27 protein-coding genes and 1 tRNA gene are annotated in these 25,812 nt (G+C 67.4%); 12 read left to right on the forward strand and 16 right to left on the reverse strand.

The genetic code is table 11. The features are described 5' to 3' along the window. Positions 1-84 precede the first annotated feature (84 nt). On the forward strand, positions 85-582 hold the full coding sequence (locus ACTICP_RS01860; protein WP_441888942.1) for a DNA modification methylase: 498 nt from the start codon (positions 85-87) through the stop codon (positions 580-582). Positions 583-654: 72 nt separating this feature from the next. Here ACTICP_RS01860 and ACTICP_RS01865 read toward each other — a convergent pair whose 3' ends face one another. Together ACTICP_RS01865 and ACTICP_RS01870 are read right to left on the reverse strand one after the other, a co-directional pair. After that, a complete protein-coding gene (locus tag ACTICP_RS01865; RefSeq protein ID WP_441888944.1) occupies positions 655-1,338 on the reverse strand; it encodes a response regulator in 684 nt (227 codons plus the stop codon). Further along, positions 1,335-2,555 (reverse strand): sensor histidine kinase, encoded by a 1,221-nt coding sequence (locus ACTICP_RS01870; RefSeq protein WP_441888946.1) that lies wholly within the window; start codon positions 2,553-2,555, stop codon positions 1,335-1,337. Before ACTICP_RS01870 ends, ACTICP_RS01865 begins: the two co-directional genes overlap by 4 nt. A gap of 198 nt (positions 2,556-2,753) precedes the next feature. Here ACTICP_RS01870 and phoU point away from each other — a divergent pair, with 198 nt between their 5' ends. Then, positions 2,754-3,458 (forward strand): phosphate signaling complex protein PhoU, encoded by a 705-nt coding sequence (gene phoU / locus ACTICP_RS01875; RefSeq protein ID WP_441888948.1) that lies wholly within the window; start codon positions 2,754-2,756, stop codon positions 3,456-3,458. A 62-nt stretch (positions 3,459-3,520) separates the two neighbouring features. On the opposite strand, the gene ACTICP_RS01880 is transcribed toward phoU, so the two are convergent. The 4 genes from ACTICP_RS01880 to ACTICP_RS01895 form a co-directional block, all read right to left on the reverse strand. Then, positions 3,521-4,264: a phosphoglyceromutase gene (locus ACTICP_RS01880; RefSeq protein WP_441888950.1), complete on the reverse strand. Its 744-nt coding sequence runs from the start codon at positions 4,262-4,264 to the stop codon at positions 3,521-3,523. A gap of 9 nt (positions 4,265-4,273) precedes the next feature. Beyond that, on the reverse strand, positions 4,274-5,407 hold the full coding sequence (gene ygfZ, locus ACTICP_RS01885) for a CAF17-like 4Fe-4S cluster assembly/insertion protein YgfZ (protein ID WP_441889092.1): 1,134 nt from the start codon (positions 5,405-5,407) through the stop codon (positions 4,274-4,276). Further along, positions 5,404-6,006 carry an FABP family protein gene (locus tag ACTICP_RS01890; RefSeq protein WP_441888952.1) on the reverse strand — a complete coding sequence of 201 codons (603 nt, stop codon included), beginning with the start codon at positions 6,004-6,006 and terminating at the stop codon, positions 5,404-5,406. The genes ygfZ and ACTICP_RS01890 overlap by 4 nt, the downstream gene beginning before the upstream one ends. Before the next feature lie 153 nt (positions 6,007-6,159). Beyond that, a complete protein-coding gene (locus tag ACTICP_RS01895; protein WP_441888954.1) occupies positions 6,160-6,450 on the reverse strand; it encodes a hypothetical protein in 291 nt (96 codons plus the stop codon). Between the two features lie 91 nt (positions 6,451-6,541). Here ACTICP_RS01895 and ACTICP_RS01900 point away from each other — a divergent pair, with 91 nt between their 5' ends. The 7 genes from ACTICP_RS01900 to pstB all read left to right on the forward strand — a co-directional run bounded on the left by ACTICP_RS01900 (position 6,542) and on the right by pstB (position 14,691). After that, positions 6,542-7,225 (forward strand): response regulator transcription factor, encoded by a 684-nt coding sequence (locus ACTICP_RS01900; protein WP_441888956.1) that lies wholly within the window; start codon positions 6,542-6,544, stop codon positions 7,223-7,225. Between the two features lie 52 nt (positions 7,226-7,277). After that, a complete protein-coding gene (locus ACTICP_RS01905; protein WP_441889094.1) occupies positions 7,278-9,443 on the forward strand; it encodes an RNA degradosome polyphosphate kinase in 2,166 nt (721 codons plus the stop codon). Then, positions 9,440-10,402: an NUDIX hydrolase gene (locus tag ACTICP_RS01910; RefSeq protein ID WP_441888958.1), complete on the forward strand. Its 963-nt coding sequence runs from the start codon at positions 9,440-9,442 to the stop codon at positions 10,400-10,402. The genes ACTICP_RS01905 and ACTICP_RS01910 overlap by 4 nt, the downstream gene beginning before the upstream one ends. Positions 10,403-10,551: 149 nt before the next feature. Then, positions 10,552-11,655 carry a phosphate ABC transporter substrate-binding protein PstS gene (pstS, locus tag ACTICP_RS01915; protein ID WP_441888960.1) on the forward strand — a complete coding sequence of 368 codons (1,104 nt, stop codon included), beginning with the start codon at positions 10,552-10,554 and terminating at the stop codon, positions 11,653-11,655. Between the two features lie 150 nt (positions 11,656-11,805). Next, complete coding sequence (pstC, locus tag ACTICP_RS01920) at positions 11,806-12,774, forward strand: phosphate ABC transporter permease subunit PstC (protein WP_441888962.1); 969 nt, start codon at positions 11,806-11,808, stop codon at positions 12,772-12,774. Position 12,775: 1 nt separating this feature from the next. Continuing rightward, positions 12,776-13,864: a phosphate ABC transporter permease PstA gene (gene pstA / locus ACTICP_RS01925; RefSeq protein ID WP_441888964.1), complete on the forward strand. Its 1,089-nt coding sequence runs from the start codon at positions 12,776-12,778 to the stop codon at positions 13,862-13,864. Positions 13,865-13,911: 47 nt separating this feature from the next. Next, complete coding sequence (pstB, locus tag ACTICP_RS01930) at positions 13,912-14,691, forward strand: phosphate ABC transporter ATP-binding protein PstB (RefSeq protein WP_441888966.1); 780 nt, start codon at positions 13,912-13,914, stop codon at positions 14,689-14,691. A gap of 31 nt (positions 14,692-14,722) precedes the next feature. Here pstB and ACTICP_RS01935 read toward each other — a convergent pair whose 3' ends face one another. The 4 genes from ACTICP_RS01935 to sigK all read right to left on the reverse strand — a co-directional run bounded on the left by ACTICP_RS01935 (position 14,723) and on the right by sigK (position 17,781). Continuing rightward, positions 14,723-15,604, reverse strand: a complete 882-nt coding sequence (locus ACTICP_RS01935; RefSeq protein WP_441888968.1) for an aminodeoxychorismate lyase — start codon at positions 15,602-15,604, stop codon at positions 14,723-14,725. 185 nt (positions 15,605-15,789) lie between these two features. Next, positions 15,790-16,419, reverse strand: coding sequence for a DNA-directed RNA polymerase subunit beta (locus ACTICP_RS01940; RefSeq protein WP_441888970.1), 630 nt, complete (start codon positions 16,417-16,419; stop codon positions 15,790-15,792). Positions 16,420-16,438: 19 nt separating this feature from the next. Continuing rightward, on the reverse strand, positions 16,439-17,185 hold the full coding sequence (locus ACTICP_RS01945; RefSeq protein WP_441888972.1) for an anti-sigma factor: 747 nt from the start codon (positions 17,183-17,185) through the stop codon (positions 16,439-16,441). Continuing rightward, the gene (sigK, locus tag ACTICP_RS01950; RefSeq protein ID WP_441888974.1) at positions 17,182-17,781 is read right to left on the reverse strand and encodes an ECF RNA polymerase sigma factor SigK; all 600 of its coding nucleotides are present in this window, start codon (positions 17,779-17,781) and stop codon (positions 17,182-17,184) included. Before sigK ends, ACTICP_RS01945 begins: the two co-directional genes overlap by 4 nt. Positions 17,782-17,974: 193 nt before the next feature. Here sigK and ACTICP_RS01955 point away from each other — a divergent pair, with 193 nt between their 5' ends. The 3 genes from ACTICP_RS01955 to ACTICP_RS01965 all read left to right on the forward strand — a co-directional run bounded on the left by ACTICP_RS01955 (position 17,975) and on the right by ACTICP_RS01965 (position 20,759). Then, a complete protein-coding gene (locus ACTICP_RS01955; RefSeq protein ID WP_441888976.1) occupies positions 17,975-18,634 on the forward strand; it encodes a fasciclin domain-containing protein in 660 nt (219 codons plus the stop codon). A 138-nt stretch (positions 18,635-18,772) separates the two neighbouring features. Beyond that, a complete protein-coding gene (locus tag ACTICP_RS01960; protein ID WP_441888978.1) occupies positions 18,773-19,438 on the forward strand; it encodes a trimeric intracellular cation channel family protein in 666 nt (221 codons plus the stop codon). Position 19,439: 1 nt separating this feature from the next. After that, a complete protein-coding gene (locus ACTICP_RS01965) occupies positions 19,440-20,759 on the forward strand; it encodes an amidohydrolase (protein WP_441888980.1) in 1,320 nt (439 codons plus the stop codon). Between the two features lie 274 nt (positions 20,760-21,033). Here the strand turns inward: ACTICP_RS01965 and ACTICP_RS01970 are convergent, their stop codons facing one another. From ACTICP_RS01970 to ACTICP_RS01995, 6 genes are all read right to left on the reverse strand, one after another. After that, positions 21,034-21,636 (reverse strand): IMPACT family protein, encoded by a 603-nt coding sequence (locus tag ACTICP_RS01970; RefSeq protein ID WP_441888982.1) that lies wholly within the window; start codon positions 21,634-21,636, stop codon positions 21,034-21,036. Positions 21,637-21,680: 44 nt separating this feature from the next. Continuing rightward, positions 21,681-22,211: a DUF1697 domain-containing protein gene (locus ACTICP_RS01975; RefSeq protein WP_441888984.1), complete on the reverse strand. Its 531-nt coding sequence runs from the start codon at positions 22,209-22,211 to the stop codon at positions 21,681-21,683. Then, positions 22,208-22,825 (reverse strand): isochorismatase family protein, encoded by a 618-nt coding sequence (locus ACTICP_RS01980; protein WP_441888986.1) that lies wholly within the window; start codon positions 22,823-22,825, stop codon positions 22,208-22,210. The genes ACTICP_RS01975 and ACTICP_RS01980 overlap by 4 nt, the downstream gene beginning before the upstream one ends. A 47-nt stretch (positions 22,826-22,872) precedes the next feature. Continuing rightward, a tRNA-Thr gene (locus tag ACTICP_RS01985) sits at positions 22,873-22,947 on the reverse strand. 60 nt (positions 22,948-23,007) lie between these two features. Continuing rightward, positions 23,008-24,573, reverse strand: coding sequence for an alpha/beta hydrolase (locus tag ACTICP_RS01990; RefSeq protein ID WP_441888988.1), 1,566 nt, complete (start codon positions 24,571-24,573; stop codon positions 23,008-23,010). Next, a complete protein-coding gene (locus tag ACTICP_RS01995) occupies positions 24,570-25,724 on the reverse strand; it encodes a DNA polymerase III subunit delta' (protein WP_441888990.1) in 1,155 nt (384 codons plus the stop codon). Before ACTICP_RS01995 ends, ACTICP_RS01990 begins: the two co-directional genes overlap by 4 nt. Between the last annotated feature and the right edge of the window lie 88 nt (positions 25,725-25,812).

The following is a 25,812-nucleotide window of genomic DNA, read 5'->3' on the forward strand; positions in this document are numbered from 1 at the left end:
CTAAGGTTTGCCCCCGCAGCGTCCCGTGGACGGTGACTGTTACCCATAGAATGGACAGGAAATCCCACAGCTCCAGGAGGATCCGTGAAATCGCGCCTTGTAGCGTCTGCCGCCCTCAGCGCCCTCGTTCTGCTCGGCGCGACCGGATGCACGTTCATCACACCGCAGTCCACCGAGGTCAAGTACTCCGCCTCCGACGGCGTGAACATCCCCGATTCCGACGGGCCCCTCGACATCCGCAACGCGATGATCATCGCTACCGAAGACGGCTCGACCGGTAACCTCATCGCCGCGATCGTCAATGACACCGACAGATCCGAGACGCTCACCGTCGAGCTCGAAGGCCTCGACCCGATCACCATCCGCGTGGGTGCCGGCGACACGGTGAGCCTCGGTGCGAACGCCGAACCGATGCGGATCGACGACCTCGACACCATGCCAGGAGCAACGGTGGAGATGTACTTCCAATCCGGTGCTGCGACCGGTGCGACAGCTGATGTCCCTGTGCTCGACGGCACGCTGCCGTACTACGCGGACCTCGTCCCGCAAGAGACTGACGTCATCTCCCTCGAAGGGAACTGATCAGTTCGATCGCGACACAGCAAGAGGCCGGTTCCCGTTTGGGTGCCGGCCTCTTGCGTGAAGTACTGCTGATCAGCCCTCGAAGCGGTATCCGAGACCACGCACGGTCACGAGCATGACCGGCTCGCCGGGGTTCTCCTCGATGCGCGACCGGATGCGCTTGATGTGCACGTCGAGCGTCTTGGTGTCTCCGAAGTAGTCACTGCCCCAGACCCGGTCGATGAGCTGACCACGGGTGAGGACGCGACCCGAGTTGCGCATGAGCACCTCGAGCAGCTCGAACTCCTTCAGCGGCATATTGATCTCTTCGCGGGCGACCGTCACCGTGTGCCGGTCGATGTCGAGGGTGACGCGACCACCCTCGAGCACGCGCTCGTCCAGGTCGCTCTCGGCCTGCACCACTCGACGCAGCACAGCCCGCATGCGTGCGAGCAGTTCGCGCGACGAATACGGTTTGGTGATGTAGTCGTCCGCGCCGAGCTCGAGCCCCACCACGATGTCGACCTCGGAATCCTTGGCCGTGAGCATGATGATCGGCACCGCCGAGGTCGAGCGGATCTGCCGGCACACCTCGGTTCCCGGCATCCCGGGGAGCATCAGGTCGAGCAGCACGATGTCGGCGCCCTGCTCTCGGAAGGAGGCCAGCGCCCCCGGCCCGTCCTCGGCGATCTCGACTTCGTAGCCCTCTCGGCGAAGCAGATAGGCGAGCGGGTCGGCGAGGTCTGGTTCGTCCTCGACGAGAAGGATGCGGGTCATGCGTTCTCTCCGTTCCGGACGCGCGCAGTTGCGGCGGCCTTGAGCGCCTTCCGCGCGCGCTTCTTCTTGGTCTTCTTATCGGTCTCCGGCACCGGGGCCTCGATGCGCGGCAGCACCATCGTGAAGGTCGATCCGCGCTCGGGACGGGACCAGACGCGCACCTCTCCGCCGTGGCGCTGCGTCGCATGCTTGACGATCGACAGCCCCAGCCCCGTACCGCCGGTGCGGCGGGAACGCGCCTCATCGGCCCGGTAGAAGCGCTCGAAGATGCGCTCCCGGTCCGACTCGGTGATACCGATGCCCTGATCGGACACCGCGATCTCCACCGTCCCGCCATCCGCCTTGATGCCCACGCCCACACGCGAACCCTGCGGCGAGTACACGATCGCGTTTGCAACGAGGTTGCCGATGGCCTCCACGAGGATCTGCGCATCGCCGCGCACGAACACGCCGCGATCGCCGCCGCGAATCAGCTCGACACCCGCGGAATCGGCCTGCACGGCGTGCGCTTCGATCGACGAGGTGATGACCTCGTCAATCGCGACGGGCCCGAAATCGGCGATGCCGTCGGATGCCTGCAGGCGCGACAGGCTCATGATGCGACCGGTGAGCTGCGCGAGACGCGTCGCCTCCGCCGAGATGCGTGAGGCGAAGACCCGCACCTGGTCCGGGTCGTCGGCTGCGGACTCGATGGCCTCGGCGAGCAGACTCACCGCGCCGACCGGCGTCTTCAGCTCATGGCTGGTGTTCGCCACGAAATCGCGGCGCACTTGGTCGAGCCGCTCCTGCTCGGTGACGTCGCGGATGATGAGAAGCGTGAGCTGCCCGCCGAGGACGCTCGCCCGGGCAGACACCAGGCGCGGGTCCAGGCTGACACCCGATCGGGTCAGACGCATGGTCTCGGTCGTCGATGCCCCCGTCGATCGGACGGTGCGCACGAGCTGGCGCAACTCCTGATGGTCGAGCGTCGCACCGACGTCGATGCCGAATCGCGTCGCGGCATGCGAGATGGCCAGCACAAGCCCCGACGCATCGACGACGCATGCCGCATCGTCCATGCTGTCCAGGACATCTGCGGTTCCGGTCGGGACGCGCGCCGACGCGGCCTCGGTCACCTTCTCACGCGCACGGTACGCCCAGAAGAGCAGCATCGATAGGCCGATGCCGATGACCAGGCCGACGGCGAGCGCGATGAGCGCGATAGTGCCCGAAGTCATGCCTCCAGCGTAGAGCCCGTTCACCTCCCCTTCCGCCTGTTTCCGCGCCAGCGCGCACGGGGGCGAAGTAGTATTCACACAACGGGCACCATTCGTTAACCTTCGGCGACGACAATCACTGAGGGCTCGCGAACACAGCTGTGCCCTCCATCGGCCGGTCGGAACCGCCCGAGATCCGAACGAAAGGTTGCGCTTCTCATGCGCGAAGTCTTCCACCAGTCCCTCGAGGAGATCCAGTCCCGCCTCGTCGAGATCACCGATCTCGTCACGGTCGCGATCGACAAGGCGACCCGCGCCTTCGCCAACAGCGACGTCGCGATAGCCGAAGAGGTCATCGCGGACGACGTGCGGATCGACGAGCTGGCCGTCAGCCTCGACGAACTCGCTATCGAGGTCCTCGCCCGCCAACAGCCCGTCGCGCGCGACCTGCGCATCGTCGTCTTCGCACTGCGGGTGAGCGCATCGCTGGAGCGCATGGGCGACATGGCCGAGCACATCGCCCAGCTCGCACGCCTCCGCTTCCCCGAGCGCGCCATCCCGAAGGGCCTGAAGGGCACCTTCACGAAGATGGGCGAGCGCGACGTCGAAGTGTCCCGCACGCTCTCCGAACTGCTGCGCACGCAGGATCTGCGCCTGGCCGACGTCATCCGCAACGCGGACGACGAGGTCGACGAGCTGCACGCCCGCGTGTTCGAGAAGGTTCTCAGCGACAACTGGAAGGGCGAGCCGACCGCGACCGTCGACGCCACCCTCGCCAGCCGCTACCACGAGCGCTTCGCCGACCATGCGGTCGCCGTCGCCAAGAAGGTCGTCTACCTCGCTACCGGTGACTGGGACGTCGACGAAGAGGCGATCGCGGCAGCTGCAGCACAGCTCCACGGCCGCGACGTCGACGAGGTCTGACCCGCACCGACGAATGAGGCGGGCGGGGCGTTCAGACGCCCCGCCCGCCTCATTCGTTTTCGCTACTTCTTGCCCTGCGACGCGACGGCGGCGGCGCCAGCGGCTGCGGCTTCCGGGTCCAGGTACCGACCGGGGCCGGTGGGGACGTTGTCGTCGTCGAGTTCGTACACGAGCGGGATGCCGGTGGGGATGTTCAGCTCGGCGATGTCGTCGTCGCTGATCCCGTCAAGGTGCTTGACCAGTCCGCGCAGCGAATTGCCGTGTGCGGTGACAAGCACCGTCTTGCCCGCCGCGAGGTCGGGGACGATCTCGGCGTCCCAGTACGGCAGCAGACGGTCGATGACGATCTTCAGCGATTCGGTGCGCGGCACCTCGCCGTCGATGCCGTCATAGCGCGGGTCGCCGACCTGGCTGAACTCGCTGTCGTCGTCCAGCAGCGGCGGCGGAACGTCGAACGAACGGCGCCAGAGCTGGAACTGCTCCGGCCCGAACTCCTCGAGAGTGGCTGCCTTGTCCTTGCCCTGCAGTGCGCCGTAGTGGCGCTCGTTGAGACGCCAGGAGCGCTTCACCGGGATCCACAGGCGATCGGCGGAGTCCAGCGCGATGTCGGACGTCTGGATCGCCCGGCTGAGCACCGAGGTGTGCAGCACGTCGGGCAGCAGACCTGCTTCGGCGAGCAGTTCACCGCCGCGGCGGGCCTCTGCTTTGCCCTTCTCGGTAAGTCGGACGTCCACCCATCCGGTGAACAGGTTCAATTCGTTCCACTCGCTCTGGCCATGGCGGAGCAGGATGAGAGTGCGCGTCATGGCACCAGTCTATGCCTGGGCGCGGCGGGGATCCTGCCCCTCGGCACGACGCGAGAGGCGGGTCAGACGCGGCACATCGGCGGTGGCCCCGGCATCCGCGGGAACGATCACCTGCTGCGCGGCCGCGATGTCGACGCCGTCGGCGCGGACGACGAGGTCACCGGTCGGTGCTCGGCGCGACAGGATCGCCAGCGCGATCGGGCCGTCCTCGAAATGGCGGGCAACCGAGGTGATGTGCCCGACCTCGTCATCCCCGGCGAACACCGGAGCGCCCGCCGTCGGCAGCACGTCTGCACTGCCGTCGAGCTGCAGGGCGGCCAGCCGCCGCGGCGGGTGCCCGAGGTTGTGCACCTTGGCGACGGTCTCCTGCCCGCGGTAGCACCCCTTGCTGAGGTGGACGGCGCTGCGGATCCAGTCCGACTCGTGCGGGAGCGAGCGCTCATCGACCTCGCCGCCCCAGCGCGGCCGCCAGGCGGCGACGCGAAGCGCCTCGGCCGCAATCAGGCCAGCGGCTTCGAAAGCAGACAGAGCGGATGCCGCGGCATCCGCCTCGACGATCGCGACCCGCCAGTGATACTCCGCCCCGGGGTGCTCGACGACCTCGGAATACTGATACCCGCCCGCCTGCACGGCATGCCACGGGTCTGCCCACACCAGGGCGACTCCGTTCGGGGCGGCCGCCGCTGCGGATACTCCGGCCTCGGCATCCCCGCCGGCGAAGAATCCGAGCAGCGCGAGATCTTCGCGGACGGTCACCGTCACACGCGAACGGAACACCATGCGCTGCAGCCACGCAGCGAGCGCCTCGGTATCCGCCCCATCGGAGATCAGCCACACGGACGAGCCGTCTTCGAGCACTCCGGCCGCGTGCTCGACGCGGCCCTGCGGGTCGAGGATCAGCAGCTCGGTGCTCTGCCCCGCCGTCAATGTCGTCAGATCCTGGGAGGTGATCGAATCGAGCCAGGTCAGGCGGTCGTCGCCGGCGACTTCGATGACCGTGCGATCGCCGAGCACGGCAACCGCGGAGCCCGCCGCGAGTCGGCGCTGCTCGCGCATCGGATCGCCGTAGTGCGAGATCGTTCCTCCGTCGACCACGGCACCCGGCCGCGCCGCGAAAGCGTCATGGAGAGCAGACACGATCAGACCTTCGCCAGCCGTGCCGACGCATGCGAGGCCATGTCCGCTCCGAGCGCTGCGATGTCCCAGGCCCACAGCAGATGCCCGTCGACGAGGCCGTACATGCGACTGGCGGCACCGTAGTCCTTGCCTCCGGCACCGCGGACGATCGCATCGGTCGCGATGTCGACGCGCGGCCCATTGATCTCGCCGAGATACAGCTCGAGGACGCCATCGGAGTGCGCGAGCGAGACCTCGATGGGGAACCCACCGGATGCTGCACGCAGCTGCTCGACGTCGTCGACGGTGCGCGCAGCCTGCTGCTCGGCCGGCGGCAAGAGCGCCGGCCCGGCATCCGCCGCCGTCGCGGGGCGCGAAAGCCGCCAGTACCCGGTCTCGGAGACCAGGGGTGTCGACTCCTGACCGTCGGGCGCGGCCAGCCAGCCGGTCGCGGAGTAGTTCAGATGACCGGTGCCGTCGTGGCTGAAGCTCACGCGGTGCGTGAACTCGCCCTCGAAACGCTGATCGCCGGCCGTGTACTCGATGACGCCAGTACCTTCCCAGACACCGATGAGCCAACTCAGGGGCGCGAGATCGGCGGGGAGGTCAGTGGGCAGTTCGAGCATGATGCGCTCCGGACGACCGGGTTCAGCGCTGACCGCGGAACAGGTTCCGCAGCACGACGCCTGCGACGAAGACGATCGCGAGGCTCGCAAGACCCAGCAGGCCGATGAAGAAGAATTCGAGGGCGACGAGATCCATGGTCACCACTCTACCCCTCAGGCCGGGATCAGCGCCGCGAGACCGAAGGCCGCCGAGACGACACCCAGCAGCAGGAGGGCACCGATCGCGCTGGCCGCGACCCGGAAGGTGAAGCCCTTGGTCTGCGCGTAGCCGAGCTGCAGCGCGAAGGAGAGCAGCACAGCGGCGCCGAAACCGACCAGCAGCCACTGCACGCGCCATTCCTCGGGTACGAAGATGCCGATGGCGAGGGCGGCGATCAGCGCCGCCACCCAGACGATGACGACTCCGCCGAGGGCGTTGCGAGGGGCGAGGGCGGGTTCGGACATGCCTCCATTGTCACCCATCGCTATTATTGGCGCACGGGGACATGCTCGTCGCCGCCCAGGGCGGGCCATCCGCCGCCCGGAAGGAATGCGCGTGGCATCGATCCTGGTTCTGTCTTCGGTTCCCCCGGAGCAGGTACTGCCTGCACTGGAACTTCTCAGCCACGAGGTACGCAGGATACCTGCCGAACCGGCGCAGCTGATCGGCGCACCCGAGAGCGACGTGCTGATCCTCGACGGGCGGCTCGACCTCGCCGGCGCGAAGTCGCTGTGCCGTGTATTGCGCTCGAGCGGGGCGGGCGCATCGTTGCTGCTGGTCGTGACCGAGGGAGGCATGGCCGCGGTGTCTGCGGACTGGGGCATCGACGACGTACTGCTCGCCGACGCCGGGCCCGCCGAGACCGAGGCGCGCATCCGCCTGGCGATCGCGCGTGCGGAGGCGACCGCCGAGCCGAGCCGCGTTCAGGCATCCGGCATCTCGATCGACGAGAACTCGTACTCGGCGAAGCTGCGCGGTCGGCCGCTGGATCTCACCTACAAGGAATTCCAGCTGCTGCATTTTCTCGCGACCCACCCATCGCGCGTGTTCACCCGCGAGCAACTGCTCAGCGAGGTGTGGGGATACGACTACTTCGGCGGCACCCGCACGGTCGACGTGCACGTGCGGCGCCTGCGCGCCAAACTGGGTGACCAGGAGCAGATCATCGGCACCGTGCGCAACGTCGGCTACCGGTTCAACGTGTACGACGAAGACGCGATCGGCGCCGCTGTGCTGTGACGCGCACGAGCCGTTCACACATGCGTCACCTCACGATGCAAAGATGTACTCCATGATCGATGCCGCAATCACGGATGCCGGCCTGGGCGACGCAGAAGACGACGACTTCGACGCCATCGAGGCTCCGGACTCGGTGCTGCCCGACCACCGCTATCACGACCGAGAGATCAGCTGGCTGGCGTTCAACCAGCGCGTGCTCGAACTCGCCGAGGATCCCACGCTGCCGGAGCTGGAGCGCGCGAACTTCCTGGCGATCTTCGCCAGCAACCTCGACGAGTTCTTCATGGTGCGCGTCGCCGGCCTCAAGCGCCGCATCGTCACCGGGCTCGCCGTCCCCACCAACGTCGGCCGCGCGCCGTCGGACGTGCTCGCCGACATCTCGAATGAGGCACACGCGCTGCAGCTGCGTCACGCCGCCGCCTGGACCGACATGGTGCGCCCCGCTCTCGCCGATGCGGGCATCGAGATCACCGACTGGGATCAGCTCACCGAGGCCGAGCAGTCCGGACTCACCGAGTACTTCCAGCTGCATGTGTTCCCCGTCCTCATGCCTCTCGCGGTGGACCCCGCTCACCCGTTCCCGTACATCTCGGGCCTGTCGCTGAACCTCGCGATCCGCATCCGCAATGCCCGCACCGGGCGGCAGGAGTTCGCGCGTCTGAAGGTGCCGCCGATGCTGCCGCGCCTGGTAGCGGTGCCCGGCGCCAGCGAGACCACCCGCTACCTGCCCCTCGAGGATCTGATCTCGAACCACCTGGGCGATCTCTTCCCCGGCATGGAGGTGCTCGACCACCACGCCTTCCGCCTCACCCGCAACGAGGACGTCGTCATCGAAGAGGACGAGAGCGAGAATCTCATCCAGGCGCTCGAGGCCGAGCTGCTGCGTCGCCGGTTCGGTCCGCCGATCCGGCTCGAGATCGCCGAGGACATGGATGACGTCACCCTCGACCTGCTGATCAAAGAGCTCGACATCACCGATCAGGAGGTCTACCGGCTGCCGAGCCCGCTCGACCTGCGCGGGCTCTTCTCCCTCTCGAAGGTCGACCGTCCGGACCTGCGCTATCCGCCGCACGTGCCAACCACACCGGTCGCCTTCCAGCCGACCGGTTCCGACAACCGCGCCGACATCTTCGCGGCGATCCGCAAGAGCGACGTACTGGTCCACCACCCCTACGAGTCGTTCGCAACGAGTGTGCAGGCCTTCCTCGAACAGGCCGCGCGCGACCCGCAAGTGCTCGCCATCAAGCAGACCCTGTACCGCACCTCCGGTGACAGCCCAGTCGTGCAGGCGCTGATCGATGCCGCGGAGTCGGGCAAGCAGGTGCTCGCCCTGGTCGAGGTGAAGGCACGCTTCGACGAGGCGAACAACATCGTCTGGGCGCGCAAGCTCGAGAAAGCCGGCGTCCACGTCGTGTACGGCCTGGTGGGGCTGAAGACGCACTGCAAGCTCGCCCTCGTCATCCGCGAGGAGGAGGGCCAGCTGCGCCATTACTCGCACGTCGGCACCGGCAACTACAACCCGAAGACCAGCCGCATCTACGAGGACTTCGGACTGTTCACCGCCGACGCCCAGGTGGGCAAGGACCTCACCCGGCTGTTCAACGAACTGAGCGGATACGCGATCGAGAAGAAGTTCAAGCGCCTGCTCGTGGCTCCCCTGCACCTGCGCAAGGGGCTATTGCGCCTCATCGACCAGGAGCGCAAGAACGCCGATGCCGGGAAGCCGGCGCACATCCGCATCAAGGTCAACTCGATGGTGGACGAAGAGATCATCGACGCGCTGTACCGCGCCAGTCGGGCGGGCGTTAAGGTCGACGTCTGGGTCCGCGGCATCTGCAGCATCAAGACGGACCTGCCCGGCATCAGCGAGAACATCACGGTGCGCAGCATCCTGGGCCGATACCTCGAACACTCGCGGATCTTCGCGTTCGAGAACAACGGCGACCCGCAGGTGCACATCGGCAGCGCCGACATGATGCACCGCAACCTCGACCGCCGCGTCGAAGCGCTGGTACGGGTCACCGACCCCGATCACATCCAGCAGCTTCTGGACTTCTTCGATCTCTCCCAGGACGACGGAACGAGCTCCTGGCACCTCGGCGCCGAAGGCGTATGGGAGCGGCACGCCGTGGATGCTGACGGCAAGCCCCTCATCGACCTGCAGGATCGGACCATGAACCAGATCCGTCGGCGCCGCCGTTCCCGCTCGGTGCGATGACCCAGACGGTTCAGGTCGTGCGCGACGACAAGGCGGTCTACGCTGCGGGGGCGGTGGTGTGGCGGCTGACGGAGGGCAAGCTCCGCATCCTGCTCATCCACCGCACGAAGTATCGCGATGTGACGCTTCCCAAGGGCAAGGTCGATCCGGGCGAGATGCTCGCCCAGACGGCCGTGCGCGAAGTGCATGAGGAGACCGGCATCCGGGTGAACCTCGGTGTCCCGGTCGGGGTGAGCCGCTACTTCATGCGCCCGGGGCGCCAGAAGGTGGTGCACTATTGGGCGGCCGAGGCGACCGACAAGGCGATCCGCAACTCCACGTTCGTGCCGAACCAGGAGATCGCGGCCCTGGAGTGGGTGGGGCTCAAGAAGGCCCGCAAGCAGCTCAGCTATCCGGTCGACCTCGAGATCCTCGACGAATTCGATCGGCTGGTCGCCGACGGTGTGCTGCGCACCTTCCCCGTCGTCGCGCTGCGGCATGGGAAGGCGGTGTCGCGTTCGGCATGGGACGGATCGGATGCCACGCGACCGCTCACGGAGCGCGGGCTCCGGCAGGCTGAGGCGATCGTGGCGCCGCTGCGCGCCTTCGGGATCCGCAGAGTCGTCACCAGCGATGCCGTGCGCTGCGTGCAGACGGTGACGCCGCTGGTTCGAGCGCTCGATCGCACCGCGGTGCAGACCGAGCTGATCAGTCAGGATGCCTGGGAGGACGGCGTCGCCGATGTGCGCGCGGTCGTCGGCAAACGCGTCCGCTCCGGCAAGCCCGCCGTGATCTGCAGCCACGGTCCTGTGCTGCCCGGCATCCTGTCCGAGCTCGCCCTCGCGACAGGCACGATGCACGGGTCGTACCTGGGCAGCGCCTCGGCTCTCGAGGTGGGCGCTTTCTCCGTGGCCCACCTCTCCGCAACGAATCCGGGCTCCGGAATCATCTCGATCGAGACGCACGTTCCGAAGGTGTGACCTGGGCAAAGCGCCAGGACCGCCCCAAGCGGTCGACTCCCGTTCACCCGTTGTTTACCCGCCCGGGAGAGTCTCGTTAACCGCCGCGCTTAGCGTCGCTGTGTGCCCTGCACCGGGCTTCAACCATCCACGATCGAACGGATCCCACAGTGAAGATCTCCCGAATCGCTCGCTTCGGCGCCATCGGCGCCGTCGCCGCCCTCGCTCTCGTCGGCTGTGCCGCGAATGAGGGCGCCGCCCCCGACGACAACACCGACGACACCTCGTCCTCGGTCTCCGGCATGATCGAGGCCACCGGCGCCTCGTCGCAGGAAGCCGCTCAGCAGGCCTGGGTCGCCGCCTTCCAGACGGCGAACCCGGACGCCACGGTGAACTACACCTCCACCGGCTCGGGCACCGGCCGCGAGAACTTCCTCGCCGGCTCGTCCAACTTCATCGGCTCGGACCGCGCGTTCGAGGCCGAGGAGCTCGCCGCAGGCGGCTTCGGTTCCTGCACCACGGACGACATCGTCGAGGTTCCCGTTTACATTTCGCCCGTCGCCGTCGCCTTCAACCTTGAGGGCATCGACGAGCTGAACCTCGACGGTGCGACCATCGCGAGCATCTTCACCGGCGACATCACCAACTGGAACGACGAGGCCATCGCCTCGCAGAACGAGGGCGTCGAGCTCCCCGACCAGGCGATCGTCCCCGTCCACCGCGCCGACGCATCCGGCACGCAGGAGACCTTCACCACCTACCTCGAGGCTGTCGCGCCCGACGTGTGGACCGACGAGGCCAGCGACGAGTGGCCGCTCTCGACCGGTGAGGCCGCCGACGGCACCTCGGGTGTCGTGAACGCCATCGCCAACGGCGTGGGCTACATCGGCTTCGCCGACGCTTCGCAGGCTGGTGACCTCGGACAGGTCGCCATCGAGGTCGAGGGCGAGTACGTGCCGTACTCGGCAGAGGCTGCTTCGGCGCTCGTCGCTGCTTCGCCGCTCGAGGAGGGCCGTGAGGCTCACGACCTCGCGTTCGCTGTCGACCCGGCTGCAGCTCCTGCCGGCGCCTACCCGATCGCCCTGGTCTCGTACCTGATCGGCTGCGTCGAGTACGAGGACGCCGAGGTCGCAACCCTCGTCAAGGCGTACTTCGAGTACGTTGCATCGGCCGAGGGTCAGGACGCCGCCGCTGAGGCTGCCGGCAGCGCCCCGATCTCGGACGACCTGCGCGAGAAGGTCGTCACCGCGATCGACGCGATCGTCACGGAGTAACCTGACTCTCAGCCCTGGCTGAGAACGTCACCAACGCCCCCGCGGCGCTGATCGACCGGTTCGAACCAGCACCGCGGGGGCACCCGCGTGAAAGCCCCGATACATCCCTCAGAGCCCAGAACGTCCTGTGAACACCGTGGAGCCGCTCAGATGACAACAACCACGACGGGCCCCGAAAACGCCCGTCCGCCCGCGTCGCCCAAGGCAGTGCTCCGACCGGGGGATCGCATCTTCTCCGGTACGGCGCTCGGTGCGGGCATCATCATCCTCGTTACCCTGGCCGCCGTCGCGGTGTTCCTCATCGTCCAGTCGATCCCGGCCTTCGCGCCCGACACGAGCGACAACCACATCCTCGAGGGACAGTCCTTCATCACTTGGGTGTGGCCGTTCGTCTTCGGCACGCTCTACGCCAGCGCCATCGCACTGATCGTGGCCGCTCCGCTCGCAATCGGCATCGCACTGTTCATCTCGCACTACGCGCCGCGCAAGATCGCCGGCCTCCTCGGCTACGTCATCGACCTGCTCGCCGCCGTCCCCTCGGTCGTCTTCGGCCTCTGGGGCGCCCTCACCTTCGCGCCGATGCTGGTCCCCTTCTACAAGTGGTTGAACACGAACCTCGGCTGGATCCCGATCTTCGGCGGCACGCCATCGGGAACCGGCAAGACGATCTTCACGGCCTCCCTCGTCCTGGCCGTCATGATCCTGCCGATCATGACGGCGATCTGCCGCGAGGTCTTCCTCCAGACTCCGAAGCTGCACGAAGAGGCAGCCCTCGCACTCGGCGCCACACGCTGGGAGATGATCCGCATGGCCGTCCTGCCCTTCGCCCGCAGCGGCATGGTCTCCGGCGCCATGCTCGGACTCGGACGCGCCCTGGGCGAGACGATGGCGGTGACGCTGGTCCTCTCGCCGCTGGGCATCGTCACCTTCAATCTCCTCAACCCGGAGAACCCCACGACGATCCCCGCGATCATCGCGCTGCGATTCCCCGAGGCGCACGATTCGGGCGTCAACACCCTGATCGCTGCGGGTCTCATCCTGTTCATCGTGACCTTCGCGGTCAACTTCGTCGCCCGCTGGATCGTCTCGCGCCGCGCCGAGTTCTCGGGAGCCAACTGACATGAGCACCACAGCCATCGCCTCCGACACAGCCTCCTCGTCGAACACCGCGGGCCACCTGCCCAAGTGGGCCCCGTGGGCGCTGCTGGTCATTTCCTTCGCTATCGCAGCGGTGATCTTCACCTTCGCCAACACCGGCCGCGACCCCGCCGAGTTCAACATCGCGATGACCCTCGTGGTCGGCATCGTGCTCTACATGGTGCTGATCTTCGTCGTCTCGACGGTGGCTGAGAGCCGCCGTCACGCCACCGACCGTCTGATGACGGCTCTGGTGTCGGCGGCCTTCGTGGTCGCGCTGCTGCCGCTGGTCTCGCTGCTCTACACGGTCGTCGTCGCCGGCCTCGTGCGGTTCGATGCCGAGTTCTTCAGCTCGTCGATGCGCAACGTCGTCGGCGAGGGCGGTGGCGCCGTGCACGCCCTGTGGGGCACGGTGCTGATCACCCTCACCGCCGCGGTCATCTCGGTTCCGATCGGCCTGATGACCTCGATCTACCTCGTCGAGTACGGGCAGGGAAAGAAACTCGCACGTGGCATCACGTTCCTCGTCGACGTCATGACCGGTATTCCCTCGATCGTCGCCGGTCTGTTCATCTACTCGGTGTTCGCTCTCATCATGGGGCCGGGAACACGCATGGGCATCATGGGATCGCTCGCGCTGTCGGTGCTGATGATCCCGGTCGTGGTGCGCGGTTCGGAAGAGCTGCTGCGCATCGTCCCCAATGAGCTGCGCGAGGCGGCGTACGCCCTCGGCGTGCCGAAGTGGCTCACGATCCTCAAAGTCGTGATGCCCACGGCGATCGCCGGCATCACCACCAGCATCATGCTCGCGATCGCCCGCGTCATCGGCGAGACCGCGCCGCTGCTGCTCACCGTCGGCATGGTGCAGAGCATGAACACGAACATGTTCAGCGGCCAGATGGCCACGCTGCCGGTGTTCACCTATATGCAGGCGAAATATCCCGGCATCCCGGCCGAGGCGTTCATCGATCGTGCGTGGGCGTCCGCGCTCGCGCTCATCCTGATCGTCATGGTCCTCAACCTCGCCGCCCGACTCATCGCGAAGCTGTTCGCGCCCAAGACCGGCCGCTGAGCGGTCTCCCGACTGAACAATCTCCCGACTGAACAAGAAGGATTGCAGTGTCCAAGAGCATTGAAGTCAACGACCTCAACGTCTACTACAGCGATTTCCTCGCTGTCGAGGGCGTCAACATCGACATCAAGCCCAATACGGTGACCGCGTTCATCGGCCCGTCCGGCTGCGGCAAGTCGACGTTCCTGCGCACCCTGAACCGCATGCACGAAGTCATCCCCGGCGCGCGCGTCGAGGGTGAGGTGCTCATCGACGGTAAGAACCTCTACGGCCCGAGCGTCGACCCCGTGCTGGTGCGCCGCCAGGTGGGCATGGTGTTCCAGCGTCCGAATCCGTTCCCCACGATGTCCATCAGGGAGAACGTGCTGGCGGGTGTGAAGCTCAATAACTCGCGCATGTCGAAATCCGACCAGGACGCCCTCGTCGAGAAATCCCTGCACGGCGCCAACCTCTGGAACGAGGTCAAGGACCGGCTCGAGAAGCCCGGCTCCGGCCTCTCGGGCGGTCAGCAGCAGCGTCTGTGCATCGCCCGCGCCATCGCGGTCTCCCCAGATGTGATCCTGATGGACGAGCCCTGCTCGGCCCTCGACCCCATCTCGACCTTTGCGATCGAAGAGCTCATCGCCGAGATCAAGACCAAGTACACGGTCGTGATCGTGACGCACAACATGCAGCAGGCCTCCCGCGTCTCCGACAGGACGGCGTTCTTCAACATCGCCGGCACCGGCAAGCCCGGCAAGCTCATCGAGTACGACGACACCGCCACGATCTTCACCACGCCGTCGGTGCAGGCCACCGAAGACTACGTCTCCGGCCGCTTCGGCTGAGCTCGTCGCTTCACCCGGCCCGGGGCACGGGTCAGGGGCGGGGGGACAGGAGGTATTCGGTCAGGGCGGCAGTGAGGGGGTCGACGGGCAGGGAGTGCGCGTCGATGGCCGTGATCGGGGCGACCAGACGGATGCTGGAGACCAGCCACGCGGCATCCGCAGTGGACAGAGCGGATGCCGGAACCTGCTCGTACCCCGTCTCGAAGCCCTGCCCGGAGAGGTACTCGAACACACTCAGTTGCGTCGTGCCGTGCAGGATGCCGCCGGTCGGCGCCGGGGTCACGAACCGATCTCCGAACCGCAGGATGAGCGACGCCGTCGGCGCCTCGAGCACGAAGCCGTCGCTGGAGAGGAAGATCGCGTCGTCGGCACCGCGCCGCCGTGCCTCGCGCAGCGCCGCCATGTTCACCGCATACGACAGCGTCTTCGCCCCCAGCAGCAGCCAGGGCGAGCGTTCGGCGACGTCGAGCGGGTAGCCGCGGTCGAGCGTCACGACAGTGACGCCCGTCGCGCGCACCTCCGAGAAATCGGCTACCGGGGCAGCCGTCACCCACGCGGTCGGCGTCGGCCCGTGCTCCACTCCCCTACTGAGGATCAGCTTGACCGCCCCTTCACCCGCCGGGCACGCCGCCGCCGCCACGGCGACAGCCTGGCGCCACTGCTCCTGATTCGGCACCGGAAGGTCGCAGATGCGGGCGGAGTTCGCCAGACGCTCCAGGTGCGGCGTGACCTCCTGCGCATGCCCGTCGATCACACCGATCGTCTCGAACACACCGTCGCCGCGCTGGGTGCTCAGCTCTCCTACGCTCAGCGCGGGGGCCGCAGCATCCACCACGGTGAACGTGCCGGAGAAATCGGCTCGTTCCTCAGAACTGCCGACGGGATCGATGATCAGGGCGAAGCGCTGGGCCATGAGAAGACTCTAAGGCCATGGTCAGGAATACCTGCGGCGTGAGGGCGTTACACTGGAATGGCCGGGCCGCATAACCCCGGGCTCCAACTTCTGCCGCTTCGAGCGGCCTTCCGCCGAGAGGCGTTCTTGCGGCCCGGTCTTTCTCTGTCCGGACCGCTTGTGGCCGATCGCGCCACGGCCACCGCTCAGGTCAGACCGTCGACGCGCCACAGACCCGCTGCCGCATTCAGATCGTTCGCATAGGTGTGCAGACGCCGCGCCCTGGCCGTGAGCTCAGAGGCACGCGAAGGCTCGGTCAGCTCATAGTCGTCTGCCACGTGCGTCGCCCCAGACACCTGTACCCGGCAGAATGCCGCGGCGCGATCGAGTGCGACCGAGAAGTCGCCGCGGAAGACTCCGCGCAGGATCGTGTCGATCAGCGCCACCAGCTCCTCGGGGCTCGCGGGCACCGGTGCGCCGGCGACGGCGGCATCTGCAGAAGGGAGCTCGACGCGCCCGCGCTCGTACAGCAGCGCCGAGGTCTGAGGATCGCTGTGGATCGCCAACTGCAGCAGGTACAGCCGCCACAGGGCGCCGGGCAGCGACACCGCCGGAGCCGTCGCCCACAGCTCGGCGATGTCATCGATCCCGTGCTCGGCGGTGAACGCGATCAGTCGTTCTGCGCTCTCACCGCTCTCGTCCTCGCGCGCCCGCGTGAGCAGGGCGGATGCCGTGGCGTGCGCGACGCGCGCGGCCTCCGCAGAATCGTCGGAGCCGACCAGGTTGTCGAAGGCCGCGGACGGCCGGCGGACGGGGCGGTGGAACTGCTCTGGCATCCGTCCAGGCTACTCGCGCTCAGGCGGTGGGGATCGCGATGATCGGATCCGTGGTGGGCAGCCCGGTTGGCGACCCGCCCGCCTGCTCGACGGTGACAGCGATCACATCGCCCTCGTGCATCGAGCCGTCCAGCAGAGCGGTCGCCGTCCCGGCATCCGTCTCGAACAGGCCTGCCGGCAATGCATCTTCGCCGCGGACGAGCCACAGCTGGTACGTCTGATCCTCATCGAGCGTCTCGAGCCCCTCGGTGACCAGCACGGCGCTGCCGACGGACGCCGACCAGTGCGCGGTCGCCTGAGCCCCCGTCTCGAGATCGACCTGCGCCTGTTGGGCGTCGGGGGCGCCCTCGATCTGCTCGAGCGCGACGACGGATGCCGGCCGGGTGAGCTGCGAGATCAGCACGGCCGCGCCGACGCCGAGCCCGACGACCAGGACGACGGATGCTGCGAGCGCGAACAGTCCGCGACTCCAGCGCCGCCGCTTCGGGCGGTCTGCGGATTCGGCGGTCGTTCCGGCCTCCGGCGTCGCGGAATCCTCCTGGGGTGTGAGGACGATCTGCGCCATCAGTGACTCCCGGACGCTTGCCGGCGGTGCGACGGGCGCTGCGGCATCCGCCAGCAGCGCTGCGGTCTCGGCATCGTGCTCGGCAATGGCGGCCCATTCGGGGTGCGCAGTGAGGGCGTCCGCGAAGCGTCGCTCGTCGGCGTCCGACAGCGCGTGCAGCGCGCGGCCCGCCGCGAGCTCTGCGAACTCGTTCTCGTTCATGCGTTCACCCCCATCTCGTTCCTCAGACGCGAGAGCCCGTCCCGCATCCTCGTCTTGACCGTTCCCAGCGGCGCATCGACCAGCACGGCGATCTCGCTCTGACTGTAACCGCCGTAGTACGACAGCACGAGCGCCTCGCGCTGCGGATCGGGCAGTGTGCCCAGCGCCGTGACCACTCGCTCGCCCTCGATGCTCAACTCCACCTGCTCGGCAACGCTGTCGTGGGCGACACCGATATCGCGCATCCCGGCACGGACATCCCGATCCGAGCTGGACTGCGACGCCCTGACCCGGTCGACCGCTCGGCGGTGGGCGATCGTGAGCACCCAGGTGCGTCCCTGCCCCTTGTTCGGAGCGAACCGCGCGGCGGATTGCCAGATCTCCAGAAACACCTCCTGGAGCACCTCCTCGCTCTGGGAGCGATTGACGAGAACGCGGAGGATGAGCCCGAACATCCGCGACGAGAGCAGATCGTAGAGTTCCGCGAAGGCTCCCTGGTCTCCGTCGGCCACACGGACGAGGAGATCGGCGACGAGGTCTCCCGCCGAGCCGTCCTCCGGCACGTCCACACCGTCGATGACCATCTCCACAAGCATGCCGCATCCGCTCCCCTCATCCCGACCACGCGCCGCGACCGGGAATCATCGGACGTGTTGCGAGTTCTTCGGCGCGCGGCCCTTTTCAGATTGATCAGAAGAAATCTGAGATTCTTCCCATCCGAACCACGAGGGGTTCCGAACATCAATCAACGCCGCGGAGATGTCGCGGCTCCGAACCCCGGAGGTAGAGATGTTCAGCACCAAGAAGAAGATGACCGCAGCACTGACGCTCGGATTCGCGAGCGTTCTCGTGCTTGCCGGCTGTTCCATGGGCGGCGGCGACACGGCAGAAGAGCCCGCCGAGCCGACGACGCCGGACACGTCTGAGCCGGCACCCGACACCATGGATCCGGCTGCGAACCTCGTCGGTTCCGGCTGCGAGGCATACGCCGAGGCCGTGCCGGACGGCGCAGGCTCCATCGAGGGGATGTCGCAGGACCCGGTGGCGGTCGCAGCATCCAACAACCCCATGCTGACGACGCTCGTCTCGGCAGTCAGCGGTGAGCTGAACCCGGATGTGGACCTCGTCGACACGCTCAACGGTGATGAGTTCACCGTGTTCGCGCCGGTGGACGATGCATTCGCCAAGATCGATGCGGCCACGATCGATACGCTCAAGACCGATTCCGACATGCTGTCGTCGATCCTGACGTACCACGTGGTTCCCGGTCAGATCGCCCCCGCCGACATCGCCGGTACGCACACCACCGTGCAGGGCGCCGATCTCGAGGTCACCGGCGAGGGCGACTCGTGGATGGTGAACGACGCCAACGTCGTGTGCGGCGGCGTCCAGACGGCCAACGCGACGGTGTACCTGATCGACTCGGTCCTCATGCCGCCGGCTGAGTGATCCGCGACCGGTGCCGACTGGGGAGTCAAGCACCGGTGCGATGCGGTCGTCAGCGCGAATGGGCGCTGACGACCGCATTCGTGTGCGCGATGATCATGCGGCGCGCCCGCGGGGCGAGCGATCCGAGGTGCGGCATCCTTGCCTCATGCGGTTCTCGGCGCACACCGGCGAGCGCTCATGAACTGGGTGCTCACGCTCGACCTGCTCGGCACGTTCTTCTTCGCCATCTCCGGGTCGCTGCTGGCCGCGCAGCGCGGCTATGACATCGTCGGTTCGCTGCTGTTGGGAAGCATCACCGGCCTCGGCGGCGGGGTCATCCGCGACCTCATCATCGGAGCTCCTCCGGCAGCCTTCGAAGAGCCGATCCATCTCGCTGTCCCCGTCGCCGCGGCGGTGCTGGTGTTCTTCCTCTCCAGCGGAATCGAACGCTTTTCCCGCCCGCTGCTCGTCTTCGACGCCGGCGGGCTCGCCGTGTTCTGCGCGACAGGCGCCGTCAAAGCCCTCGAGGCCGGGATGAATCCGGCGGCGGCGATGCTGCTCGGGGTCACCACCGGGATCGGCGGCGGATTGCTGCGCGACGTCGTCGCCAACCGTGACCCGCAGTTGTTCAACTCCTCCGACTTGTACGCGGTGCCCGCGTTCCTCGGCGCGGCGATCGTGGCAGGGCTCTGGTTCACCACGCTCCCGAACGTGGTGATGGTGTCCGCCGCGGCAATCGTCGTGTTCGTCTTCCGTGTGCTGTCACTGCATTTCCATTGGCGCATCCCGCACGCCAAGGGGCGACCGAGGAACAGAAAGGCCTGAGATGGTTCGCGTCACCGACATCCTGAAGGACTACGACTCCATCCGCGCCGACCAGGAGGCGCTGTACCGCGATCTGCACGCGCATCCTGAGCTCTCGCATGAGGAGACGCGCACGGCGGACGAGATCAGCCGGCGTCTGACCGCCTGGGGGTTCGAGGTGCACTCCGGCATCGGCGGCACGGGTGTCGTCGGCATCCTGCACAATGGCGACGGCGCCACCGTGCTGATGCGCGCCGACATGGACGCGCTCCCGATCACGGAGGCGACCGGCGCCGAATACGCCAGCACCGTGGATGCCGTGATGCACGCCTGCGGGCACGACGCGCACGTCGCGTGCCTGCTGGGCGCCGCCCAGCTGCTCGCATCGCATACGGAGGCGTGGCAGGGCACGATGGTCGCGCTGTTCCAGCCGGCCGAGGAGACCGGCGACGGAGCGCACGGGATGCTGGCGGACGGGCTGTCCGAGATCATCCCCGTGCCGGACGTCGCACTCGCGCAGCATGTGCTGCCCGGCGCATCCGGAACCGTCCTCACCCGGCCGGGACCCGTGCTCTCCAGCGCCGACAGTGTGCGGATCACGGTCTACGGGCGGGGCGGGCACGGGTCGATGCCGCAGAAGACCGTCGATCCGGTGGTGCTCGCCGCGCTCATCGTGGTGCGAGTGCAGACGATCGTCGCCCGCGAGATCGCCCCGACCGAGCCCGCCGTGCTCACCGTCGGCAGCATCCAGGCAGGAACCAAGAGCAACATCATTCCTGATGATGCGGTGCTGGAGTTGAATCTGCGCACGTACACGGAAGCCACTCGCGCGCACATGCTGGCGGCGATCGAGCGGACCGCACGCGGCGAGAGTCTGGCGAGCGGTTCGCCGAAAGACCCGGAGATCGAGGTCTATGACAGCTTCCCCCTCACCGAGAACGACGATGACGCGACGGCACGCGTCGCCGAGGCGTTCGCGGAGCACTTCGGCGAACGTGCACTGCCGATGGAGCTGCAGACCGCGAGCGAGGACTTCAGCGACGTGCCGCGCACGCTGGGCGTGCCGTACACGTACTGGTCGATCGGCGGCACCGATCAGGATGCCTGGGCACAGGCCGTACAGGACGGTGCTCTCCGCCGTCCCCGCGAACCACTCCCCGCTGTTCCTGCCGGTGATGCAGCCGACGCTGGAGACCGGCACGGCCGCGCTCGTTGTCGCCGCCGGTGCGTGGCTCGGCTCCGGGAAGAACCGTTAGACTCGAAGTTGCGGGCCTCTAGCTCAGTTGGCAGAGCATCGGACTTCAACATAATAGGAGCGCCTCGGGGGAAACCTCGGGGATGACACCACTCAAAGTCGGGGAACCCTTCCTGGGAGACCAGTTGGCAATCCCGAGCCAAGCCGGACGCGAGTCCGGAAGGTGTAGAGACTGGACGGGTGGCACCTACAGCGCAAGCCAAGGTGAAGGGACAGTCCAGACCACGAACGCCCAGCGGGCGGCGGCGAAAGTCGAAGTGGTATGTTAATCCGCGGGTCACGGGTTCGAGCCCCGTGGGGCCCACCGCATGAACGTGAACGTGCCTATCTGGGCGCTCGCGGTGCCGTTGCGTGGTCGTGGTCAGCCACGCGGCACATCGACGAGGCGCTCGGAACCGGTCTGCCGGAGGCGCACCTCTCCGCCTGACATCGCCGCGATCTCAGCGTCGAGCGGCGTGACGTCCTCCGGCTTCACCCACAGGCTGAATTCGGCGCTGGCGGCATACACCGGCTCATCGAGCACGGCATCCCGATCCTGAATCCACGCACGCAGCAGGTTCTCGAACCGGCCCGCATCCGCGTGCGTCACCGACACCCCGACGCCGGCCAGCAGGCGACGATCGACCAGAGCGGCCAGATCGAGCGCTTCGGACACCGCCGACGAGTACGCCCGAACCAGCCCTCCGGCACCGAGCTTGATACCGCCGAAGTACCGGGTGACCACAGCGACGACGTCCGTGAGTTCTCTGCGCCTCAGCACTTCGAGCATCGGAACACCCGCAGTCCCCGAGGGTTCACCGTCGTCCGATGACCGGGCCCGCTCCCCCAGCGACCCCGTCACCTGCGCGGAGCAGTTGTGCCGCGCATCCCACGCCCGCTTCTTGACCGCGGCGATCACGGCATCCGCTTCGTCGGCGGACGAGATCGGCGCGACGTGCGTGAGGAAGCGCGACTTCTTGATCACCAATTCATGATCGACCGCCCTCGCGATCGTCGCCGGGTGGCTCGTCATGCCGTGAGCTCGGCGAGCTTCCGCGTCGTGCGAAGGTTGCGCGCGGTGCCGGCGACGCCGAGCGCACGATCGAGCACCGACTTCGTCAGTTTCGTGGCGTGCACACCGTCGTCGCTGTAGTTGATCCAGAGATCACGGCCGACGAGTGCGAGCTCCTCCCCCGGCACCAGGCGCTCGGTGAGCACCGCGACGGCCCCCGCCGTCGGCTCGCCCTCGAGGAACATCGCGTGCACGAGCTTCTCCACGCCATCGAACGGGAGCGCAGCGAGAGCGGCCACGAGCTCGTCATGCGTGCGGGAGATGACGGGCGTGTCCACACCGAACTCGGCCGCGATCACCTCCCGCACCCGCGCACAGGTCGACGCGGCATCCGCTGGCGTATCGCAGATGATGTTGCCGCTGGCGATGTAGGTCGAGACGTTCTGCAGGTCGGTCTCGGATGCCAGCACTTCACGCAGCCCCGCCATCGGCACGCTGTTGCGACCGGAGACGTTCACCGCCCGCAGGAGCAGAACGCTGCGGCTCACGCGTCCCCGCCCTCGAACGCGCCGTCGCCTTCGAAAGCCTCAGCGCTCGAGATGAGTTCAGCTCCCGCATGCGCGAGCTCTGCCAGCGCGGCATCACTCGACTCGATGCCCACCCCCGCGACGAGATCGGTCAGCACACGCACGTGCACGCCGTGCGCGATCGCATCGAGTGCGGATGCGCGCACGCAGTGGTCGGTCGCGAGCCCCACCACATCGGCGTCGATCAGGCCGCGTTCGCCCAGCAGCGAGACGACCCTCTCGTCGGCCTCGGTCGTGCCCTCGAACATCGAGTACGCCGGCTTCCCGTACCCCTTGCGGACATGATGCGTGACGGCATCCGTCGTCAGAAGCGGGTCGTACGCAGCGCCGTCGGTGCCTGCGACGCAGTGCTCCGGCCACGTGTCCTGGAAGTCCGGCTCGGCGGCGAAGTGCCCGCCGTTGTCGCTCTCCGGATGATGCCAGTCGCGCGATGCGATGATCACGTCGTAGCGCTCGGCATGAGAGCTCAGGAACGCGGAAACGGCGGATGCCACGGCATCCCCGCCGACGATCGCGAGCGCGCCGCCCTCGGTGAAATCGTTCTGCACGTCGACGATGAGTAGTGCTCTGCTCATGCTTCGAGCGTACGCGTCCGATCGTCGATCTCGTCGAATGAGGAGTGTGGAGCCCCGAGTCAGGATTGAACTGACGGCCTTCCCATTACGAGTGGGATGCTCTACCACTGAGCTATCGGGGCGTGACCTGACGGGTCAGGCACGAGAGTCGATATTACCCTGTCCGCGCCCTCACCGCGAAATCACTCGCACTTCACGTCGGCATCCGGAACCGCGTCATCCAGGAAGTACGCGTCGACCGCGTCGTCCACGCACACGTTGCCCTTGTTGTACCCGGTGTGCCCCTCGCCGACGCGGGTGATGAGCACACCCTCTTCGAGCTGCTCGGCCAGCGACTCCGACCACTCGTACGGTGTCGCCGGGTCGTTCGTCGTACCCACGACGAGGATCGGTCCGGCACCCTCGGCGTGGATCTCGCCACGCGTGCCGGTCGGCGGATACGGCCACACCTCGCAGGAGTCGGGACCGTTCCAGTACGGCGCGACGGTCGGCGCCTCCTTCTCGAGCTTCGCGTCAGCGGCATCCTGAGCGGCCTGATCGTCTTCCACCGGGTAGTCCATGCAGTTATACGCACGGAACGCCTCGGTGGAATTGTCGATGTATGTGCCGTCCTCGCGGGAGTTGTAGAAGTCGGCGAGGACGAATGCCACATAAGGGTCCCCCGACGCCGCCTCGCTGAGCGCCTGCGTCAGATAGTCCCAGCTGTCGGTCGAGTACAACGCCGAGATGATCGCGGTCATCAAGGTATCCGCTCCGAGCAGGCGCCCATCGCCATTTTCCAGCGGCGTGCGGTCGACGGCCGCCAGCAGCGCTCCGAGATCGGCCATGGCCTCGTCGACCGTGCCGTTGAACGGGCAGGAACCGGAGTCGAGGCAGTCCTGCATGTATGCCCGCAGCGCGGACTCGAAGCCGACCCCCTGGGTCGTGCCGACCTCGATGCCGGAGACCGCCGGATCGATGGCGCCGTCGAGAACGAGGCGCCCGGCCTTCTCGGGGTAGAGATTCGCGTAGGTCGCTCCGAGGAACGTGCCATACGAGTATCCGAGGTAGTTCAACTGCTTGTCGCCCAGGACAGCACGGATCAGGTCCATATCGCGCGCCGAGTTGACCGTGGAGATGAACGGCAGGATGCCGTCGCTGTTCGCCTCGCACGCCTCAGCGAACGCCTGGTTGCTCTCGGTGAGCTCAGCCTCCCACTCCGGGGTACCGCGCTGTTCCGTCGGAATGTCGTACAGGTAAGCATCCATGTCGGCCGCATCGAAGCAGCGCACCGCGGTGGAATCGCCGACGCCGCGCGGGTCGAAGCCGATCACGTCGTAGTTCTCGGAGAGGTCGGCGCTGACCGCGTAGCTGAGGCTGTCGAGGATGAAGTCCCGGCCGCTGGCTCCCGGGCCGCCCGGGTTCGTCAGCAGCGAGCCCATCGACGTTCCCGTCGCCTGGTGGCGCACGATCGACAGCTCGATCTCGCCGTCGCCGGGGTTCTCCCAGTCCAGCGGAGCGGTGACTCGGGTGCAGTCGAACATCGCTCCGCCTCGATCGCACTGCTCCCACTCGAGCGTCTGCTCATAGAAGGGCAGCAGATCCTCCGAGATCCCCTCAGTGTCCGGGGCGTTCGTCGTGGAGGGCCGGGGCCCGGCGCCTTCGGGGATCGCCGAGTAGAGGCATCCGCTGAGCATCATGGCGGCGGCGGCGAGGCCGGCGGTGATCGTCGCCAGCCGTCGCAGGCGAGAAGTCTGTCGGGTGTTCACGGTTTCCTCCCGCTCGCGACGGTCACGAGCAAACTCTCCAGGGCGAGCGTCGGAGCGACGTTGCGCTCCAGCGCCTCCCTCGTCTCGGCAAGATGGTCGAGCACCACCAGCGTACGTTCCACCGGCCACGCTGACGCGAGCGCGGTCAGCTCGCTGCCGAGTTCGCGGTTGATGAGATCGTCGCCGCGGTCGTGTTGCAGCATCATCACGTCGCGGAACATCGACTGCATGTCTGTCAGCACCCGGTCGATGCCGTCACGCAGGCTGCGTGTGGCGCGCTTCTTCTGATCGTCCTCGAGCGCCGAGATCTGTGCGCGCAGGGCGGGCGGCACCGCCTGGCCCTCGGCAATGCCGACCGTCCGCAGCAGCGACGTGCGCTCGGCCGCATCGCGCTCTGCGGTGAGTGACTTGGCATCGTCGGTGGCCGCCTGGATGATCTCGCCCGCGACCTCGACGGCGCTGCCCACACCGCGCACGGACAGTACGGAGCGCAGCGTGCCGTCCCGCCGCCTGCGGGCGGACTCATCGGTCGCCAGGCGCTGAGCCATGCCGATGTGGCGCTGCGAGTGGCGGGCGGCTTGCTCGGCGACGGCCGGATCAGCTCCGGTGCGCTCGGTGATCAATCGCGCGACGTCGGCGACGTCGGGTTCACGAAGGCGGAGCGGACGAACCCGGGAGCGGATCGTCGGCAGCAGATCGGCCTCGCTCGGGGCGCACAGCACCCAGATCGTCTGCTCCGGCGGTTCTTCGAGAGCCTTCAGCAGCACGTTCGAGGTGCGCTCGACCATACGATCGGCATCCTCGACGACAATGACGCGGTACCGCCCGGCCGACGGCGCGAAGTACGAGCGTTCCACGAGCGCACGGGCCTCTTTGATGGTGATGATCACCTTGTCGGTGCGCAGCGCGGTGATGTCAGGGTGGGTGCCGGCGAGCACCTGGCGCATGGTCTGCTCGTCCTCGGGCCGATCGGCGATCAGTGCCGCCGCGAACGCGTAGGCGAGGGTGGAACGCCCGGAACCGGGAGGCCCCGTGATCAGCCAGGCATGCGAGAGCGACGCGGGATCGGATGCCGCGGAGCGCAGCGCCTCGACCGCGTCGTCTTGCCCCCACACGTCCGCCCACGGGAACGGAGCGAGGGTCGCGGTCATGCTCTCAGCCTAACTGCCGCCGCCGACAAGACCCTGCCGGCCCCGAGACTGCATTCCGCGGACGAGACGCACCGCATTCCGCGGGGTC

The organism is Microbacterium sp. (assembly GCF_052102115.1).
Classification (GTDB): Bacteria; Actinomycetota; Actinomycetes; order Actinomycetales; family Microbacteriaceae; genus Microbacterium.